13 protein-coding genes are annotated in these 17,273 nt (G+C 66.6%); 5 read left to right on the top strand and 8 right to left on the bottom strand.

The window, feature by feature from the left end; genetic code table 11:
• Positions 1-51: 51 nt before the first annotated feature.
• Together EOINJALH_RS12800 and EOINJALH_RS12795 are read right to left on the bottom strand one after the other, a co-directional pair.
• Entirely contained in the window at positions 52-531 is a 480-nt protein-coding gene (locus EOINJALH_RS12800; protein ID WP_088280750.1) for a hypothetical protein, read from the bottom strand.
• A gap of 26 nt (positions 532-557) precedes the next feature.
• On the bottom strand, positions 558-926 hold the full coding sequence (locus EOINJALH_RS12795) for an antibiotic biosynthesis monooxygenase (protein ID WP_088280749.1): 369 nt from the start codon (positions 924-926) through the stop codon (positions 558-560).
• Positions 927-1,054: 128 nt separating this feature from the next.
• Between EOINJALH_RS12795 and EOINJALH_RS12790 the strand changes: the two genes are divergently transcribed.
• From EOINJALH_RS12790 to EOINJALH_RS12780, 3 genes are all read left to right on the top strand, one after another.
• On the top strand, positions 1,055-1,972 hold the full coding sequence (locus tag EOINJALH_RS12790; protein WP_088280748.1) for a LysR family transcriptional regulator: 918 nt from the start codon (positions 1,055-1,057) through the stop codon (positions 1,970-1,972).
• A 291-nt stretch (positions 1,973-2,263) separates the two neighbouring features.
• Positions 2,264-3,133 (top strand): aldo/keto reductase, encoded by an 870-nt coding sequence (locus EOINJALH_RS12785; protein WP_088280747.1) that lies wholly within the window; start codon positions 2,264-2,266, stop codon positions 3,131-3,133.
• Between the two features lie 154 nt (positions 3,134-3,287).
• A complete protein-coding gene (locus EOINJALH_RS12780) occupies positions 3,288-3,725 on the top strand; it encodes a hypothetical protein (protein ID WP_088280746.1) in 438 nt (145 codons plus the stop codon).
• An 859-nt stretch (positions 3,726-4,584) separates the two neighbouring features.
• Here the strand turns inward: EOINJALH_RS12780 and EOINJALH_RS12775 are convergent.
• The 3 genes from EOINJALH_RS12775 to EOINJALH_RS12765 all read right to left on the bottom strand — a co-directional run bounded on the left by EOINJALH_RS12775 (position 4,585) and on the right by EOINJALH_RS12765 (position 9,670).
• A complete protein-coding gene (locus tag EOINJALH_RS12775; RefSeq protein WP_144290010.1) occupies positions 4,585-6,465 on the bottom strand; it encodes a hypothetical protein in 1,881 nt (626 codons plus the stop codon).
• A gap of 59 nt (positions 6,466-6,524) precedes the next feature.
• Entirely contained in the window at positions 6,525-9,374 is a 2,850-nt protein-coding gene (locus tag EOINJALH_RS12770) for a caspase family protein (protein WP_088280744.1), read from the bottom strand.
• Between the two features lie 101 nt (positions 9,375-9,475).
• Positions 9,476-9,670 (bottom strand): hypothetical protein, encoded by a 195-nt coding sequence (locus tag EOINJALH_RS12765; protein WP_088280743.1) that lies wholly within the window; start codon positions 9,668-9,670, stop codon positions 9,476-9,478.
• 518 nt (positions 9,671-10,188) lie between these two features.
• Between EOINJALH_RS12765 and EOINJALH_RS32745 the strand changes: the two genes are divergently transcribed.
• Positions 10,189-10,326 carry a hypothetical protein gene (locus EOINJALH_RS32745; protein ID WP_234413822.1) on the top strand — a complete coding sequence of 46 codons (138 nt, stop codon included), beginning with the start codon at positions 10,189-10,191 and terminating at the stop codon, positions 10,324-10,326.
• Positions 10,327-10,400: 74 nt separating this feature from the next.
• Here the strand turns inward: EOINJALH_RS32745 and EOINJALH_RS12760 are convergent, their stop codons facing one another.
• Both EOINJALH_RS12760 and EOINJALH_RS12755 read right to left on the bottom strand, forming a co-directional pair.
• Positions 10,401-14,303: a hypothetical protein gene (locus tag EOINJALH_RS12760; protein ID WP_088280742.1), complete on the bottom strand. Its 3,903-nt coding sequence runs from the start codon at positions 14,301-14,303 to the stop codon at positions 10,401-10,403.
• A 39-nt stretch (positions 14,304-14,342) separates the two neighbouring features.
• The gene (locus EOINJALH_RS12755; RefSeq protein WP_234413821.1) at positions 14,343-14,942 is read right to left on the bottom strand and encodes a hypothetical protein; all 600 of its coding nucleotides are present in this window, start codon (positions 14,940-14,942) and stop codon (positions 14,343-14,345) included.
• Between the two features lie 923 nt (positions 14,943-15,865).
• Here EOINJALH_RS12755 and EOINJALH_RS12750 point away from each other — a divergent pair.
• Positions 15,866-16,147, top strand: a complete 282-nt coding sequence (locus tag EOINJALH_RS12750) for a hypothetical protein (RefSeq protein WP_088280740.1) — start codon at positions 15,866-15,868, stop codon at positions 16,145-16,147.
• A gap of 555 nt (positions 16,148-16,702) precedes the next feature.
• Here the strand turns inward: EOINJALH_RS12750 and EOINJALH_RS12745 are convergent.
• The gene (locus EOINJALH_RS12745; RefSeq protein WP_144290008.1) at positions 16,703-17,254 is read right to left on the bottom strand and encodes a hypothetical protein; all 552 of its coding nucleotides are present in this window, start codon (positions 17,252-17,254) and stop codon (positions 16,703-16,705) included.
• Between the last annotated feature and the right edge of the window lie 19 nt (positions 17,255-17,273).

Here is a 17,273-nt window from a genome sequence, read left to right as displayed (position 1 = left end):
GATGGGGGTGATGGGGGCCCTAAGATTCCTGCAAACCCCGATGCTCATAGGCTAACGCCTGAGGGGCGCGTTCGAAGCGGCCGCTGCAGGGCTGCCGCGAAGCCGCCCGGCCATGCGCAGCCCGTCGCGCGCGTTCAGACCCATCAGCACCAGGTTGGCCGCACCGGCGACCAGTTCGATGGCTTGCACCACGTAGAAGGCGCTGTCGAACGAGCCGGCCGCTGCCCATCGGTCGAGCACGATCGCGCACGGCACCAGCACCAGCAGCCCGTTGGCGGCGATGAGCGGCATGCGCTTCTTCTTGGTGTCGACGAGCCGGCCCTTGCGTAGCTTGGCGAGCCACATGCCGCTGCCACCGGCGGCGACCATCAGCGGGACCATGATCCACAGGCCCGGCGTGACGATGAGCGATTTCAGCTGGACCACCGCGACGTGCGAGCCGAGCAGTTCGGTGAGGAGGGTGGACAGGAAGAAGGTGGCGATGCACAGCGGTGCCAGGAGCCCCGCGATGAGATGGGCACGTTTGGGCATGACGATCCCCCTGGAAAGTTCGCGAATCAGGCGGCACAGAGGTTGGGCACGGCGACCTTGGCGAACAGGTGCGGCTGCGCGACCGCGCTGGACGGATAGGCGGCCAGCGCGCTGACGAAATCCGGGTGCGTGAACGCAGCGCGGAAGCTGCCCACGGACTCCCACACCGCGTAGTTCATGAACATGTGGCTGCCGCCGATGGCGCGGTGCAGCTGCGTGGACAGGAAACCCGGCTGCTGCTTCATCCAGAGGGCATCCTTCTCCCATGCGGACATCAGCGCCGGGATGTCGGTCTCGGCCACGCTGAACAGGTTCACCAGCACGACCGGGTCGGCCGACCCCTGCAGTTGCTGGTCGATGGGGCATGCGGGGTCGAGTGGGCGAAGGTTCAGCATGGGGTGTCTCCGGTGTGTGGATCGAGCCTGCACTCTAGGAGCCGCGACATGGCGCGCCTAGATCGAAGGCCGAGACACACTGTTTGGCATTCGCCGACAATCGCTGAACGCTCGACAGGGGGTGTCCGATGGACCGATTCGATGCCATGCGCGCCTTCGTGCAGGTGGTGGAAAGCGGCAGCTACACCAAGGCGGCGCTGCAGCTGAACCTGCACAAGGCCACGGTCAGCCAACAGATCCAGCAGCTCGAAGACAAGCTCGGCACGCGGCTGCTGACGCGCACCACCCGATCGGTCACGCCGACGGCAGAGGGCCTGGCGTACCACGAGCATGCGTGCGCCATCCTGCAACAGGTGGACGAGGTGGAGTCACAGCTGCGCAAGGGCACCAGCGCACCGGCGGGGCACCTGCGCATCGACGTGCCCGTGGCCATGGGGCGGCTGGTCTTTGCGCCCGAGATCCGCGGATTCCTCGAGCGCTACCCCAAGATCACGATCGAGCTGGGGTGCACCGACCGGGCGGTCGACCTGGTGCAGGAAGGGGTGGACTGCGCGCTGCGTGGTGGCCAGTTGCCGGACTCGCGGCTGTCGGCTCGCCGTGTCGGCGATCTGCGCTTTGCGCTGTGTGCCGCGCCGCACTACATCGAGCAGCACGGATTGCCCGGCACACCCGAGGACCTGGCACGCCACCATCAGGTCGGGTATGTGCTCGCGTCCACCGGCAAGGTGCGACCGGTGACCTTGATGCGCGACGGTCTCAAGGTGGAGTTCGAAGTGCCTGCGCGCTTTCAGACCACCGACAGCGCGGCGGCCCTGAGTGCCGGCCTGGACGGGCTGGGCATCGTCGTGTTGGCGGAGTTCGTGGCCAGCCACCACCTGGCCAGCGGCGCGCTGGTGCGCGTGCTGCCTGGCTGGCAATGTCCGTCGCTGCCCCTGCACCTGGTGACGCCCACCACCCGCAAGCGCGCCGCACGCGTGCAGGCCTTCATGGACTGGGCGCACGCCCTGCTGCTTCGGCGCCTGGGTCCGCAACTGGACACCCACTGAATCGGCGTGCCATCAAAGGCGGCATCCAACGGCGTTCGCCAGCACCGATGGAGCGGGGGCATCGGTTGCCGCGCGTGAGTGGGCCGTGCCTGGCCTGGACGGCCGCGAAGCTCGGCTCGGAGAGGTGCCCATGACGCCCGCCACTGGCCGGGACTGGGGGTCGGTGCCCCGCCGGAGGGCCGCCGCTCGCGATCGGTGGGCGCCCCTGCCCCATCGAGCCCCCGCCTGCGGTCGAGGCCCAAGGTGAGCAGAATGGCCACACCACGGCGTTCGTCTCATCCAGGAGCCCCCATGCGACACACCCATCTGCCTGACGGCACCCAGCTGCCCGTGCTGGGCCTGGGCACCTGGCGCCTGGGCGAAGACGCGGGCACCCGGCAGGAGGAGATCCGCACCTTGCATGCCGCCATCGCCATGGGATACCGGCTCATCGACACCGCCGAGATGTATGGCGAAGGTGGTGCCGAGCAGGTGGTGGGGCAGGCCGTGGCCGATGCCATCCGCGCCGGCGACGTACACCGCGAGGCGCTGGTCGTGGTCAGCAAGGTGTATCCGCACAACGCCAGCCGGCGCGGCACCGTGGCCGCCTGCGAGCGCAGCCTGAAGCGCCTGGGGCTGGACCACATCGACCTGTACCTGCTGCACTGGCGCGGCAACCATCCGCTGGAGGACACCGTGGCGGCCATGCACGCGCTTGTGGCGGCCGGCAAGATCCGCCACTGGGGCGTCAGCAACTTCGACGTGGACGACCTGCAGGCACTGGCGGCCCTGTTGCGCCAGGGTGAGGCCGGGGCCCCGGGCTGCGCCACCAACCAGGTGTACTACTCGCTGAGCGAGCGCGGCCCCGAGTTCAGCCTGCTGCCCTGGATGCGCGAGCGGCAGATGCCCCTGATGGCCTACAGCCCCATCGACCAGGGTGTGCTGGCTGCCGACGCGGCGCTGGCCGCCATCGCCCGGCCGCGTGGCCTGACCGCCGCCCAGGTGGCGCTGGCCTGGATCAGCAGCCAACCCGGCGTGCTGGCCATCCCCAAGGCGGGCACACTGCAGCACCTGCAACAGAACCTGGCGGCCAGCGCCGTCGAGCTGGACGCCTTCGAGCGGCAGGCCATCGAGGCGCACTTTCCGCGGCCCCGGCGCAAGACGCCGCTGGCCATGATCTGAGTGGCTGCACTGCCCGGCGCACCCCTGCGTTGAGCGGCCGCTCAGGCTGCCGTCGGCCACCGCCTGGATCCGTTGGCGCTTCCCATCCTGGCGCTCGCAAGGCGAATCGAGGATCATCACGAGCGCCGGATTCACAACGCACGTCCCCGTGGCCATGCAGCACTTCATCTTCAACCTGACCGACGGTGACAGGGTGACGGCCGAGTCGCACTTGCGCGCGAAGCGGTGGAGGGTCGGCCCCGACGAACGCCATCGCGAGGCCCTTGCGCCCGGCGATCTCGTGCTGGTCTTCGTCGCCCGCACCGGCGAGTTCGTCGGTCGCGCCAATCTCGAGACCGGGTTCCTCGACCCCATGCCGGCAGTTCCCGCCGCCCCCGGTCCAGCGGTGAGCGGGGTGGTGCTCGGCGAGGTCGAGGTCTGGTCGAGTGGCGTGCCGATGGATGTCGCCGTGCAGCGGATTGATCCGACGGGGTCCAACCCCTACGTCCAGGCGAATGCGGCCGGGTTCCGCGCGGGCGTGGTGCAGATCACCGTCAGCGAGTACGACATCGTGGTGTCGCTGCGCGACGGGGCGCGAGGCGACGCTGGGTGATCGGCCGCGCGACCTGGAATGGGCGGCACTGAGTTGCCAGAAAACATAATTGAGCGTGCGCAACTAAGCGTCAACGTCAAGTCGTCGTGAAATCAACGACTTACAACCGCTCCAAGGAAGCCGGGTAGCCGTCGAGTGAGCTTGGGCACGGCGTCACCCTTGAATGCGGCCGGGGCAGTTGTGCAACTATGCGTCTGGCCGCATCTTGTTGGCATCCCGTCTTCTGCTGTCGCACGGTTGCAAGTTCAGCAGTAAACGTGGTACTCCAGCCCAGTGAGGACGTCCTCAACGAGTTCAGCCCCCAACTGCGTCTGCAGCAGATCGATGGGCAGCTGGCGGTCCTTGAGAGGCTGCGCCTCCGCAACGGTGCCGCCCTTGGCGAAGGGCGGGCGTACTCTCGCGAGAGTGGCACCGTGGGTCACTCGGCCGAGCCATCGGCGCGAAGTTGACTGACTTCTGTCGGCGGTAAAGCGGTCACAGGACCGGGCGCGGAAGGTCGGCCTTCCAGTGACAGCTTCCATCCGGCCCGACATCATGCTCACGACCCATCGGCGACACCCACAGTTCCAAGTAGAGCGCCCTGAAGCAGCCACTCACGCGATGGATCGCATGAACATCCGAGGAAGCGCCGGCGTAGGCTTTGCCCGAACGGGTCCAGCCGCTGCATGAGCTCCATTGACGGCTTCAGAAGGTGTGTGCTGCCGTCACACCGCGGAGCCTTGACCTTGAGCACCACCTGACAGACGGCGTGGCATTGCACTCGGTCTTGGGCCAACGCGGGACGCGTCAGGTTGCGGCACAGTCGCTCCAGCCTCTGGCGGTCGTCGACTTAGCTTCGCCGCATTCCGCATGCTGAGCATCACTTGGCCGGCGGCGGCCGGCGCTGCTGTCGGTGGTACTCGCGTTGCCAGCCCTCGCGCAGCCGCATCAAGCCGTCCTGCTCGACCCAGCGCGAATCCAGGCTGTGGGCTGAAGGGCTGCGCGCGGCGGCGACCTTCGACATGTCGGTCAGGAAGTCTCGCCTGCGCTCAATGCGGCCAGAGCCCAGAGCGCTCTTGCTGATAGCCAGGCGCAGCGCGCCGTCGGGGTCGAAGAGCAGTGTGCCGCCGGCCTGGAATGCAAAGCCGGGTGCCTTGCCTTTGCGCGCCACTGTCACCCTCTGCGTCACCACAGCCACGGTGTGGAAGTGCATCTCGCCCTCGGCACCGGCGCTGCTGGTGACCTCCAGCGCGTCGATCGAAGGCAAGGACACTGTGGCACCTTTGTCGGACAGGCGCGGATCGCCGGGGGCCACCAAGCCGGCCTCGGCCATTGCCTCTGGCTGCATCAGCCATCGGCCCAGGGCTTCGGACTGGCGGCGGCGGCTCTCGGGCTCCAACGGGCGGCCGGGTCCGCCATCGAAGCGTGTAACGGCAAAGCTCAGTTCGGTCAGCAGCGGGAGGCGACGCTGCGGCGGCCCCCACAGTAGCGAGTCCTCGGTGAGGCTGAAGACATAACGCGGCAGGATTTGGCGCGCGCGGAATGCGTCGATGAGCGCTTCGCGCAGGCCGAATCGGTCGTCGGGCGTGAGAACGGCGTCGGCGGTGACCATGGCACGCAGGAACTCGCCGAGTTCGATGCTGGCCGGCGGGCAGTAGTCCAGCGCGCGCACTGTCATGGCCATGAAGCGCCTGGCCAGCGCGGCAGACTCGTCGGCCAGCGCTTCCAGCAGATCGGGGTGCAAGGCTCCTGGCGGCAGTACACCGCTGCCACCCGTGGCCAGGCGCAGCAGCCTCTGTGTGCGGCGACGGTAGACGGAATCGAAAGCATCGAAGACGGCCGACAGTAATAGCTCACCCATGTCGTGCTCTTCGAGCTTGTCGTCGTAGAGCAACTCGCCCGCTTCGCGGTCGGTGCCAGGTTTGCGGTCGGCCCGGCGCAGCGCGTCCAGCCCGTCGGCGGCGCCGAACTGGCGTGCGATGCGGCACAGCCAGTGCGCGGGCTGCTCGCCGGCCTCGCGCGCGAAGATGACGCCGCGCGATTCGCGCAGCGCGGCCAGCAGCGGCTCGCGGTGCTGAAAGTGTTGGAACAGCGCCACCAGATCGGCAAAACCCTCGTGAAAGCCCCAGACGTCGGGCCCGGTGGGCTCCATGAAGTGCGGGCGCTGGCTGTCCAGCAGCGCATGGGTCAGTTCGTGCGCGACGATGTCGTGCATCAGCGCCGTACTGGCCCAGCCTGCTCGCTCACGCGGGAAATAGCCGAACACCAGTTCGCCGCGCGACGGCTCATACCACGCGTTCTCGTCACGCGATCCCAGCGGATAGACCTTCAGCCGTTTGTGCGAACCCGCAAAGCCCCAGCCGGGCTCGCGGCCGAGCGCATGGCGGAAGTCGGCGTGAACGCGGCTGGCCACGGCGTAAACCATCTGGGCATGGAAGCGCGGGTTGGACTCCGACGGCGCATAGCCTTCTTGCATCAGCTGCTGTGGCTCGTCCAGCATCGGCGGCGCCAGCGCACGGCCCTCGTCGTCGATCATGTGCAGTTCGAACAGCGCACTACACAGGCAAGAGTAGCGCGTGCTGCCTTGGCTGGCCTCCTCCAGTATCAGGGGCTCATAGGGTACGTCGGCCACGCAGGTGCGCCCGGCCAGGCGCGATGCCGTGGGGTCGCTGGTGAAGATGTGCAGCCGCCGGTGCGACGGTTCGCCCCGCTGTAACAGCCGGCTGGCCGCCAACTCGCGCTGCATGCGCTCGTGGAGCACGAAACCGGGTCCCTCAGCCTTCGCGGATTGCTTGCGGCTTGCCATCGTCGGGCTCCGGTTCAAGTGCGGAATAGGCGCTGCGCCAGGCGCTCGGGCGGCGCGGTAAGTTGCGGCGTCTGCCGCCGAGCGGGGCCGAAGTCCTGCAGTACTTGCGTGAAAAAGGCATCGGGCGCCAACGTAGCGCCCCCGTCGCGCAGGCGGCGCGTCGCACGCAGCGTGAACTCGCCGTGCCCGCCGCTCTCCCACGCCAGCTCCTTGCTCTGGCAGGCAGCCAAGGCCACTTCTATCGGGTCGCGGCTCTCGCGGCGCAAGGGTGGCGCGCTGCGGCTGCCGGCACTGCTGCGCCGCCAGGCGAGGTAGCGCTCCTGCTGTGCAGGCGTGAGCAGCACGCGCCGAGCGCGGGCCCCAGCCACGGGTGCAGCGCGCGTGTTGCTTCCAGAGTGGCAGCAGTCCATGAAGAAGGTGACGCGCACGCCGGCCGCGACCTGGTTCAGCAGCGAGCCGATTTCGTCGTCAATGATCAGCGGCCCGCTGGAAAAATCGTGCGGGCACAGGGCCTCGTCCAGGCCCCGCGAATCGCCAGCGTCCTCGTCGCCGTTGTCGTCCTTGGCTTGTGTGCCGTGGCCGGCGAACTGGAACACCACCTCGTCGCCCGCACGCGCTTCTGTCAGCAGCGCCCGCATGGCTGCGAACAGCGGCTCGCGCCGCGCTTGCTCGTTGAAGAGTGACTGCACTTCGAAGCCCAAGGCGCCCAGCGTTTCGCCCCAGAGGCGCGCGTCATTGACGCAGCCTTGCAAGGGCGCCTGATCGTACGTGTCGATGCCCACACACAGCGCGCGACGACGGCTGGGTGGGCTGCCTCCGCCTTCGCCTTCTGAGGTGACGGCGTCGGGTGTCGGTATCGCGGCGTCGGCAACAGATCCTGAAGGCGCGATCGGGCCCTTGGACGCCAGCACGTCGTTGAACTCTTCCGGCCAGTCGGGGCCGCTGTTCCAAGGGTCACGCACGTTGCGCAATTGGCCGTCGACGAAGCGGCGCGACAGCGGCATCGTATCGTCGATGCCCAGGACTCTGCGCGCGATCGCCTCCATCGTCGACGCATCGTTGTCGAAGTCGCCATGCGCGGTGGCGCGAGTGGCACTGCGGCCTTCGCTGCGTGGCGAGGTCGACCACACTATCTCGGCCACGCCGGCTGGCGCGCCGCCAAGGCCGAACAAGGCCGACAGGCGCGCATCGCCGCGCAAGGAGTCTTCCAGGCCGAGGATGGCAGCGCCGCGCTCGCTTTCACAGGCTGCTGAGACGAGGTAAAGCAGCGACTTGCGGTACAGGTGAGCGCAATGGTCGTCGCGTTCGAGATCGCGCCGCATCGTGTATACGGTGAGCGTCTCGACCTTGTTGCCCACGAGGGGCTGCGTCAGCGCGGCAAAGGCGTCCGCGCGGATGGCCGGCGCCATCAGTTGCAGCGTCCGCCAGTCGTGCAGCCCCTTCACCTGCGCCGCAGCCTGAAGCAGGTGTGCGAGAAAGATGGAGCCGGCGCTGTGCCCGGCTGCGTGCAGTTCCAGGCTACCACCCTGCGGCCCGAAGTCCTTGGCGAACCGCCTGCAGAACTCCAGCAAGCGACCGATGAAGTAGGCCGCGCCGCCCCCCGGCGCGCTGGCGGCCGCGGCCGAGGACTTCATCGAGAACCAGACGTTGCGGCCGCCGAGCGCGCGCACGCCGGCCTCAAGCAGCGGATCGAAGACACGGTCGCTGAAGAAACCGCGGCTGCCCTCGGGCCCCTGGCGCGAACGAACAAGCAGGTCGCGCAGAGTTTCGAACAGCCCCGTTTCCCACACGAAGTGGATCGGGTAAACGCCGTTGTCACGCCACCAGCCGACATGCGCGCGTGCTGTCTGCAGCCCGTCGGACTCGTTGACCAGGCCACCGTGCGCGTACAGCAGCAGCTTGAACGGCCGGCCATTGGCCACGGCCTCTTTCGCCGCCGTCCAGGCATGCTCGAATAGCAGGGCGTCGACATCGGTTGCGCTCGTGCGCATGCGGCCCTCGCCGGAAAACTGGCCCTGGCGCAGATTGACGACATAGGGGCGCAGCGCGTCTATTGCGGCGGCATCGAGCCCGCCGCCGAATAGGCCGCGGCTAGCCGCGTGGGCGGCGTCGCGGCCAGTGTCGTGGCTGTAGTTGAGTTCCTCCATCGGCGTGGTCGTCGCGTCGGCCGCGCGGCTGCCGGCGTCGGCTGCTTCCAGAAGTACCAGCGTGCGCTTCACCACATCCGCGTCGGCGAAGGCCGATGGCGGCAGTGGCATCGAGACGTCCTTGCCCGCGCGCGACTTCGCCGCGCTGCGCGAAGCCGCACGACTGCTACCTTGGGCGGAGTTCGGTGCGGCATCGGTGCTGGGCATATGCGCGCGGACCTCGGCCACGAAGGCGTCGTGGTCGATACTATTGCCGGGGCAACTCTTGGCCGCCATCTGGTTATGGAACAGCAGCGTACCGGCGTCGAGGCCGAAGCGGCGGTTGACGAGCGCAATGACGTCCAGCACCGCTTGCCGCTGCGCACCCGCAAAGGCGTCGCCGCCGCGGTCGAAGTTGCCGACGACTTCGAACATGAACGGCCCGGCGACACCATTGCCGTTGTGGCCTACGGCGCTGGCAGGAGCGGCATTCCAGCTGCGCCCGGTCCAGACGAAGCCCTCGGGGTCGATGGTCAGGTGCTGCGCGATGTCGGCGAAGCCGCGCTCCTGCGTGTGGAAGCGCCACATGCCCTCCATCGAGGCAACGCCGCGCCACTGGCGGTGGTTGGGCTGCCAAGTGTGGTGCATGTGCACGGCCGTGACCTTGCGCTTGAAGCTGAAGGCTTGCAACACATCGGCGAACTGGGGTACAGACAGGCGTTGGAACGGGGGCGGCATAGGCAACTCCAGGCCCAGGCAGTTTGGCCAGGGCGCGCGCCGATGTTCGCATCGCCGCGCGCAGCAGCAATCCGCACTTGTGCTGAAGCCGCGGCGAGCAACTACACACCTTCGTCGAGAAGCTCGGTCAGGCAGTGGATCTCATGCATACCGCCCACCGCGACTTGGCTGCAGCGTGGCGTTGCTTCGAGCGCGCGATCGACCTGCACCGGGTGCAGGCGGCCGTCCGGGGCGCCAATGGCCGCGAGCGCAATACGCGCGAAGGTGAGGAGCGAGAGCTGCTGGGCCAGCCGCACGGCGCTGAAGGGGGAGCTGGCTTGTTGCGGAGCCCGGGTTCACCCGGGCGCCTAATATCCTGCCGACCCATCTGAGCGTCGGCTTTTCGGCGATGAGTTCGCGGCGGCGTGGGGCGGCCGCCGACCCATCAGAGACATCCGATGCGCCAAGTAGATCGTCATAAAGCTGTCGCTCGAAAGGGAGCGCGGGTGGGCGACGTAACGGTGAAGTTGCTCGTCTTGACCAAACACCCGGGCAGCAGGCCCGATGGGATCGGGCGGCAACGAAGACCCACTTACGCACCGGCACTTGGGGCATGATGCAAACGGCGAGTAGTGCGGTGAGTGCGTCGTTGTGAGGGCGCCGCGGGATGAACAGCCCCCTGTAGCACCTCGGCACCATTGAAGTCGTCACCTCCGTTCTCGGCCGCAGTGCCGGAATATCTGCACGTTTCGCCTGCTACGGACGTGCACGTCGGCGATCGGTGCGCCATGCGTATGGGCAAGGCCGACCGACTCCAGCTCCAGTGTCGCGCCGCGTGGCCCGCATGACCGACATGGGCGCCGACATCGGGCCGGAATTCAAGCAGACACCGGAAGGCCTGCGCAGTTGGCTGCGGCCCGAGATAGACAAGTTGGGGGCGCTGATTCGGGCTTCGGGGACTTACGCGGATTGAAACCGATCGGGCTGCGCGATGTTTCCGCGCGCGCCCTCCTCGTTTGGGTCAACGCGGCGCCAGCGCCAGTGTTGCTAGGGCTTGGACGGCTTCCCCTGCACACCTTGTGAGACCACGCGGGCGGCGGTCTCCATCTCTTCGACAGCGCGCAGGTGGCGCGCCGCCATGTCTTTCACGTAGCGGGCCCATACTGCATCCACTTCGGCCAAGGCGCGAGCTTTGCGGTCGCGTGCCGCGGCCAGCGTGGCGGCCGCCTGCCTGGCCAGTTCTTGGGCGGCCGTCAGTTGGTTGTGCAGTTCGGCGATCTGGTCGCCCATCTCATTGACCACCTTCTGCTGGGCGGCCAGTTTGGGAGCCAGCTCGGCCCTGCGCGTGGCATTGGCTTCTCCCGTGGCGCCGTCGAACTGGCTTTGTAGCGCCGCCAGCTCCTTGGCGGGCTCGGTGCGATTGGTCTGCGCCAGCGCCAACGCCTTGACCAAGGTTTCCACCTCAGAGCGTCTTTTCTGGTCACCCTCCAGCGCCGCGTTCAGCAGCAAGGCGGTGCCATTCACCTGGTCGCGCAACAGGGTGCGCTGCTGCGCCAGCAGGCCCAACGCTTTCAGCAGCTGCGCTGATGGCGTAGTGCCAGCTATCTTTGCCAGGCCGTCGCCCGTGGCAGCCAGGGCCTGGGTGTGCAGGGCAGCCAGGGCTTCACCACCGCTGGTGTTCAGGTTCGGCAGCGCCGCCCGCTGGCCTTCTTCGGCGGCGTAGGTGCTGTCCCAGCGCTTGCCCAGCTCGGTAGCCAGGCCATTGGCCTTCAGGCGCGTGTCCAGTTCTTCCAGCAGCCCGTTGACTGTGGTGGCGTGGTTGTCGGCAAACACCTTTAACGTGTTGCCGTAGGCCGAAGTGGCAGCGCCAGACTGGCGGCCCACCAGGCGTTGCAGCTCCAGGTCGTCGGCGCTGCCGGGCTGGCGGTTGCTCTGGCCGCGCAGCTCGTCGATTCGCAGCAGGTTGGTGTCCACCCTGCCGCCCAGGTTGTACAGCGCCAAGCTTTTGGCGGCCTTGATCATCGGCCCCAGGTCGGCACCCATGGCCTTGACGTACCAGTTGCCGACATCGTCTTTGGCGATGGCAAAGTTCGAATCGCCGCCGGCGCTGACGCGCACCTTGTTCACGTTCTGCCAGAACGATTTGTCCAACTCGCCGCGCACGTCGCGTTCACGCTGCTTGCTGATGTCGTACTCCCCCGACAGCCGCTTCACGGTGGCGGCCAGCAGGTTGCTCCATTCCAGCGCCGGGTCGGTTTGCTGGCTGGTGGTGGCCAGGGCCGAGCGCAGGTAGGTGCTGGCCGGGCGCAGATAGCTCATGCGCTCGCGCCGCGCCATCAGCGCGTCCAGCGCGGCCGTGGCTTGTTCGGCGCCAGCCGTGCTGCCGCGGTTCAACGCGTCCACACGGGTGTAGCTCAGAAAGGCCTCGATGCGGTCCAGTGTGTTCAGGGCTGAATTGGGGCTGCCATCCAGTTTTTCGGGCAGTTTCAGCGTCCGCGGCGCTGTGGCGGCCCACTGGTCCAGCTGGTTGATGGCTTCGGTCTTCAACCCGGTTGGTTCGGCAGGCAGCTTTTGCAATTCGACTTTCACCAGGCCCGCCATCGTGTCCACGTCGTGTGCGCCTTTTCCCGCCGTGGCCTGCGCCAGCACCGCGGCGCGCGCGGCCACCACGGCATCCAGCGCGGATTGGATGTGGTAGCTGGGATGCTTGGCCTTCTTGTGATCTTTCACCGCGGTGTCCGCGGTGGTGAGCTCGCCCCCCCGTTCTGTCAACTGCGCCTGGCTGGCTTGGTGGGCTGCGTGGGCTACGGTCCAGCTGTTGATGACCTCCGTGTCCAGCTTTGCGATCACCTCGGCACGAGCCAGCGCAGTCGTGGGTGCAGTGGCTTGCAGGCCGCGCATGGCTTCCTGTGCGGCCACGAGCCGTTGCAGGTGGGCCCCACCCTTGGTTTGTGCGACATTGGCCTGCTGCTCCAGCCATGCCTGGGCAAGTTTCAGCACATCGGCCACGCTGGTCTTGGCGGGCGCCGCGGCCAGTGCTGTGCGCAGCTTGGTCGCGTCGGCCGCCCAGTTGTCGGCAGCGTCGCCGGGGTCGGCCTTGAAGCTTGTGGTGACCCCCGCGGGCAGATCACGGACAAGCGTCAGCAGCAATTGCCGAGGCACCAACACGGCGTCCGCCAACCGCTGGGTTTGCACGCTGGCTGCCGTCTGGGCCGCGACGGCATCCTTGGCGGTTTTCTCCAGCTTTGCCAGTTGGGCCGCTTCGGTGCCCGCAGCGCGGGTTTTGCTGGTGCGGTAATGCTCCACCAGGTGGTCAAAGCGTTTGGCCGGGTCGATCTGGAAGGCCTGCACCGCCGACTGGTATTCGTGATTGGCAAACGCTTCCTGGTCGGCGCGCTGGAAGCGCTGGCGGCGCTGGTCTTCGGCCAGAACCAGCAGCGAATTGGCGATGACTTCCAGCGTGGCCTTGAAGGCGCGGGCGTCCTCTTCTGCGCGGCTGGTGGCCGGGGTGGTCGAGAAGCCCGCGCCCAGGGTGTCGAAGGGGTGGCTCAGGCTGCTGCTCGCAGTCTTGTCATCCACCAGGCCCAGGTTGACGGCCAAAAACTGCATACGGCTGGCCAGGTCGACCACACCGTCCTGCAGCCGCTTGGTTTCGGTGCTGTCGGCCAGGGTGATCAGGTCGCCGGCCTTGGTTTTGCTGTTGCGGTCTCTGTTGCGCTGGTTTGCCGCGTCGTCGGCCAACCGGTCCAGGCCCAGTTGCGGGCGCCCGTGGTCGAAGCCCGATGCGGTGGTTTGCTGCAGGTCGCGCAGCATGGCGTCGATTTCGGCCATCACTTCGGCGGTGGCCTCGCGTTGCACGCCTTGGCGGGTGGCATTGGCCAGCAGCGAGCTTTCGCGTGTTGGCACCCGCTGCTTCGTTTGGATGCTGCCGGGGCTGAGGGTGTTGCTGAAAGTGCAGCCCGTGCCGGTTACGGTTTCCATGACCGGCTTCAGGGCCATGAGTTCCTGCGCGTTCGCCATACGCAAGCTGCCGGCCAGGTGACGACTGGCGCCGGCTTCGGCGGCAGCGAGCGCCGAATTTTCTCTGCCAACGGCCGCTTCAATAGACTTGCTGGCCGCTTGCAAGCCGCGCAACAGCTCGCCATTGGCGGGCAGGTCGGGGTTGGCGCAGGCCAGCCGCACAGGGTGGGTCAGCTGCGCCAGGATATCGGCGCTTTGCCATTCCACTGCCCGAAGGGTTGCGTCGCGGGTGTTGACAGCCAGCAGTTGTTTGCTCTGCACCAGCAGGTCCACCAAGGCGCCCCAGGTTGGGCGCAGGGCTTCGGTCGATGCCTCCAGGGCCTTCTGCTCCGCCCATTGCGCCGCCACTTTTGCTGCGAGTTGCTCGGATGTTTCCTGCTGCGCTGGGCTGGTGGTCGGAGCCTTGTTCACAGCGGCGGCCTTTTTGGCCCGGTCATAGGTCAGCTTGGTTTCCTGGTAGCGGGCGTGGGCGCTGCGCAGTTGTTCCAGCGGCTGCGCCAGCACAGGCGCGGCCTTGTTGTCGTAGGCGCTGAGCATGTCGTTGATCAGCCGAGCGCGGCGGCATGCGTCGCTGGCTTTGGTACAGGCCACGTCCAGCCCCTGCCATTCATCACTGCGAATGAAGCGGGTGAGCGCGCTGTTGGCGACGTCTTTGCTGGCTTGATTCAGGGCGTTCTCTCGCCAGCCGGCATACACCTCATCCAGCCACTTGTTGCGCTGTATCAGCATCACTGCTTTGGCCGACATGGCGATGGACGCCAGCTGTTGCACCTGGGTATCTTCGTCGTGCACCAGCGGGCCTTTGTAGACGTCGACATCGATCTGCAGCGCGGCGCAGCCGGTCAGGCAAAACACGGCGGCCGCGCTGGCGGTGCGGCGCAGCAGGCGCGCGGGCAGGGCTTTGCCCAGGATGGGGTGGACGCGTTGCATGGTCAGGCTCCTTCGCGCGGTTCGCATGGATCGCAGGCCTCAAGGGGCGGCCAGAATGGCCTGCAGCCTGGCCTTGTCGCGGCCCATGTCCAGCAGCGCCTGCAGCGCCTCGCGGTCCACGGCGCTGCCCGACGCGCCATTGGCCGCCAGTGCCACCGTGCCCAGCGCGCTGGCAAAAGCCTGCTCCACGGTTTCGGGGCTGGCGCCCATCAGGATCACCAGCCGGTGCCCCTTGGGCGCACTGCGAAAGCCTTCAGGCCCGAACTGCATCAGGCGCCGGCCCGATTCGTTGACATTGAAGCCGGGGTTGCCGCTGTCTTTGTTGATGGTGATGGAGCCGGACTTGACGTCCAGGCTGGCCGACCCCGTCAATGCATCCACCACCTCCGCCGGCACCCAGCTGCTGGCGAACTTGGTCTGGTTCAACAGGCTGGACTGACCACGCACGCGGATGCGGTACAGCGTGGGCGGCAGCTGGCTGGCGGGGTCAAAGCTGCCCAGGTAGTAGGTTTGTTCAAGGTCGAAGCTCGGCGTCAGCGATGCCGCCACCACGCCGCTGGCCAGGATGGCCTGGTTGCGGTGCGCCACGGTGTCGCAGCCGCTGGCCAGCGCAGCCAGCATGACGGTTGTGGTGGTCAAAGCAGTCTTGTTGTTCACACCTACTCCTCCCGTTCAGACCCTGCGAAGGGTAAGGGAGCGTATCGGATGGGTGTGGGGCTGCATCCCCCTAGTTGTTGACATTCGACGTGCAGCGTGCAGCGAAGGCCTATGGCTGCGCAACGAAAAACGCTTCGCTCGGCGGAGAGTTGCGGGTTGCAGCTTCGGCGAGTGGCTGCCGCAGCGGCTGGAGCATGCTTACTTCTTGCGGCCAGCAGCAGGACAGGAAATTCAAACGCCGTTTTACTTGCACATGAACCGGCCCTGCAGGGCACTTGATTTCGCTGGATGCAGTCTCTTGGAGTTGCCTGCGACCTCCAGCGCGCCTACGGCGCCGCCAAGACGCGTCTTGCATGAGTGTTTCCTACGGGTGAACCCTGATGTCTGAGCCGCTTTGACCCTTCGACAGAACCCCGGACGCAGCCGATCTCCGCAGCTCGTGCCTCTGCCCGGCAGCGAGCTGCAATCGCACTGTCGGCCGCCTACCTATGGGTGCCCACCTCGGCGCGGCCACCAACTGGTGATAGGTTGCTTCCGCCGCGACATCGTCGAGACGGTATACCAGGAACCTGCCCGTCGCCACCGTCGGCTTCTGGCCGTTATGGCAAGACTTGCATAACGGCCAGGAGCCGACTGTGGCGACAGGCAGCTTGCCGACATCTCACCTGACCCTTCACGTGGAGTCGGCGGCCAAGCTGTAGCCGACAGGACGGCCGGCCACCTGAGAGCGACGAGACGTTTAAGGCCCAGTACCGGCGTTGGCGCGAGATGGTTGCGCTTAAGAATGCCGCCGACGCGCGGCCAGCTTGCGGCCGCCGCAGGTAGGTCGCTTTTACCAGCCAGCCGAAACGTCCAATCAGGCTCGACGCGTTCTTCGGACCGTAGCAGCTCACCTCGACGGGTTATTGAGCTTCCATCCTGCGCTTGAAACGTTCCATTTCACCCGGGTCAAACAAGAGGCACCAGAGGCCCTTGTCTATCATGCGGTGTACGTCTCGATTGCGTCGACGATTGCCATCTTCATCACGTTGCAGCCTATCAATGGCGAGTTCTTGGCAGGCCTGGCAGTAGCGGGCAACATCAGCCAGCTCGGACTTGTGATGGCGAAGGACTGCACTCAGCTTTACGAACGCGTCAAAGCGCAGATCGGCATCGTCTGCTCGCAGTTCTTCGAGATGCCGTCCTAGTTCTTCGGTTAGCGAGCCTGCATTTGTTAGACGCTGCGTCCCGAGCCAGTTAGCTAGCTCGCGCTTTGCGCGCGCGAGGGCTGTGGCAACCAAGAGCGCTCGGTCGGATTCCTGGTTTCGCTCCTCAAGGTCCTCCAGACCTTTCGCCATCTTGAAGACCATGTAGCCCAAGACCGTGAGTCCTATCGTCATCAGCAACGTGACCACCGCCACGATCACGCTGATCGCGGTCAGCAGATTGGCCGTTGGGTCACCAGAGCCGCCGCCTCCCGTGCCCGTGTTCCCCTGCCCACTCGCCGGTGCCGGCGTTGCGCTGGAACCAGATGCGGCGCTACCGGTCTGCGCGGGCGCACTTGCGGGCCTCTCCGACTGGCTAGCGACCGCTTCGCTTGGCTTTGTCGCCGGGGCGTCGGCAGCCCTGGCTGGGACCTGCACCCACATCAAGACCGCAATGGCTACCACGGCGAGCGATGACAAGGTCCCCGCAACCACCAGGGATGGCCCGATGGCACGGCGGCACTTTCGCGCAAGTTGGTCTATGGTCACAGCACGTGCCTAGCGGACAAGCAACTGATCTAAGGTCTCGACGAATTCAGCGGCTGGCACCAGCGTATGCCCGTCGCTTGAACGCGAGAGATTCTTCAGCACGATCGCCACGCCCTTCATTCGCGATGCCCCTACATTTCTGACGACCCACGAGTGAGTTTGGGGCGAGGCGCTGAGCATCATCAAGGGCGTGCTACATGCTGCAGCGAGCCATTCCGGGCGTTTCCCATCAAACTCCGAACTCCGAAGCAACCCTGCTATCTGCGCTCCGGCCTCCAGGGGAAACAGGGCTTCGTCCGGGAAGCCAAGGGGCGAGAAGTCATGCTGCGGCTCGTCATACGCCAACATGACGTCGATGATGAGCAGCGCGATGCTCTTGCGCTCAACTCCTTGTTTCACCTGATCAGCGAACGAATCCAGTGTCCGGCAACACAACAGTCTGGCTCGGTACCGGCCCAGGTTTTGCTCCAGCGCGCGCCGCCATGGGGCCAGTGCAAACGCGTACCGCGAGCCGTGTTCGTCGTCGAGCCAGATCACATCTCGAAGAGCAACGTCGTTCATTCTCAGATTCCGTCCGCAG

Source organism: Ideonella sp. A 288, from assembly GCF_002198735.1.
Classification (GTDB): domain Bacteria; phylum Pseudomonadota; class Gammaproteobacteria; order Burkholderiales; family Burkholderiaceae_C; genus Pseudaquabacterium.
Note: the sequence above shows the minus strand (reverse complement) of the source record. Positions and strands in the feature narration are given on the sequence as shown.

Excerpts from the sequence above, each read along its gene's own strand:
- EOINJALH_RS12780 (WP_088280746.1), top strand. The coding sequence starts at position 3,288 with ATGCAGCACTTCATCTTCAACCTGACCGACGGTGACAGGGTGACGGCC.
- EOINJALH_RS12745 (WP_144290008.1), bottom strand. The coding sequence starts at position 17,254 with ATGAACGACGTTGCTCTTCGAGATGTGATCTGGCTCGACGACGAACAC.
- EOINJALH_RS12795 (WP_088280749.1), bottom strand. The coding sequence starts at position 926 with ATGCTGAACCTTCGCCCACTCGACCCCGCATGCCCCATCGACCAGCAA.
- EOINJALH_RS12790 (WP_088280748.1), top strand. The coding sequence starts at position 1,055 with ATGGACCGATTCGATGCCATGCGCGCCTTCGTGCAGGTGGTGGAAAGC.
- EOINJALH_RS12760 (WP_088280742.1), bottom strand. The coding sequence starts at position 14,303 with ATGCAACGCGTCCACCCCATCCTGGGCAAAGCCCTGCCCGCGCGCCTG.
- EOINJALH_RS12785 (WP_088280747.1), top strand. The coding sequence starts at position 2,264 with ATGCGACACACCCATCTGCCTGACGGCACCCAGCTGCCCGTGCTGGGC.
- EOINJALH_RS12770 (WP_088280744.1), bottom strand. The coding sequence starts at position 9,374 with ATGCCGCCCCCGTTCCAACGCCTGTCTGTACCCCAGTTCGCCGATGTG.
- EOINJALH_RS12800 (WP_088280750.1), bottom strand. The coding sequence starts at position 531 with ATGCCCAAACGTGCCCATCTCATCGCGGGGCTCCTGGCACCGCTGTGC.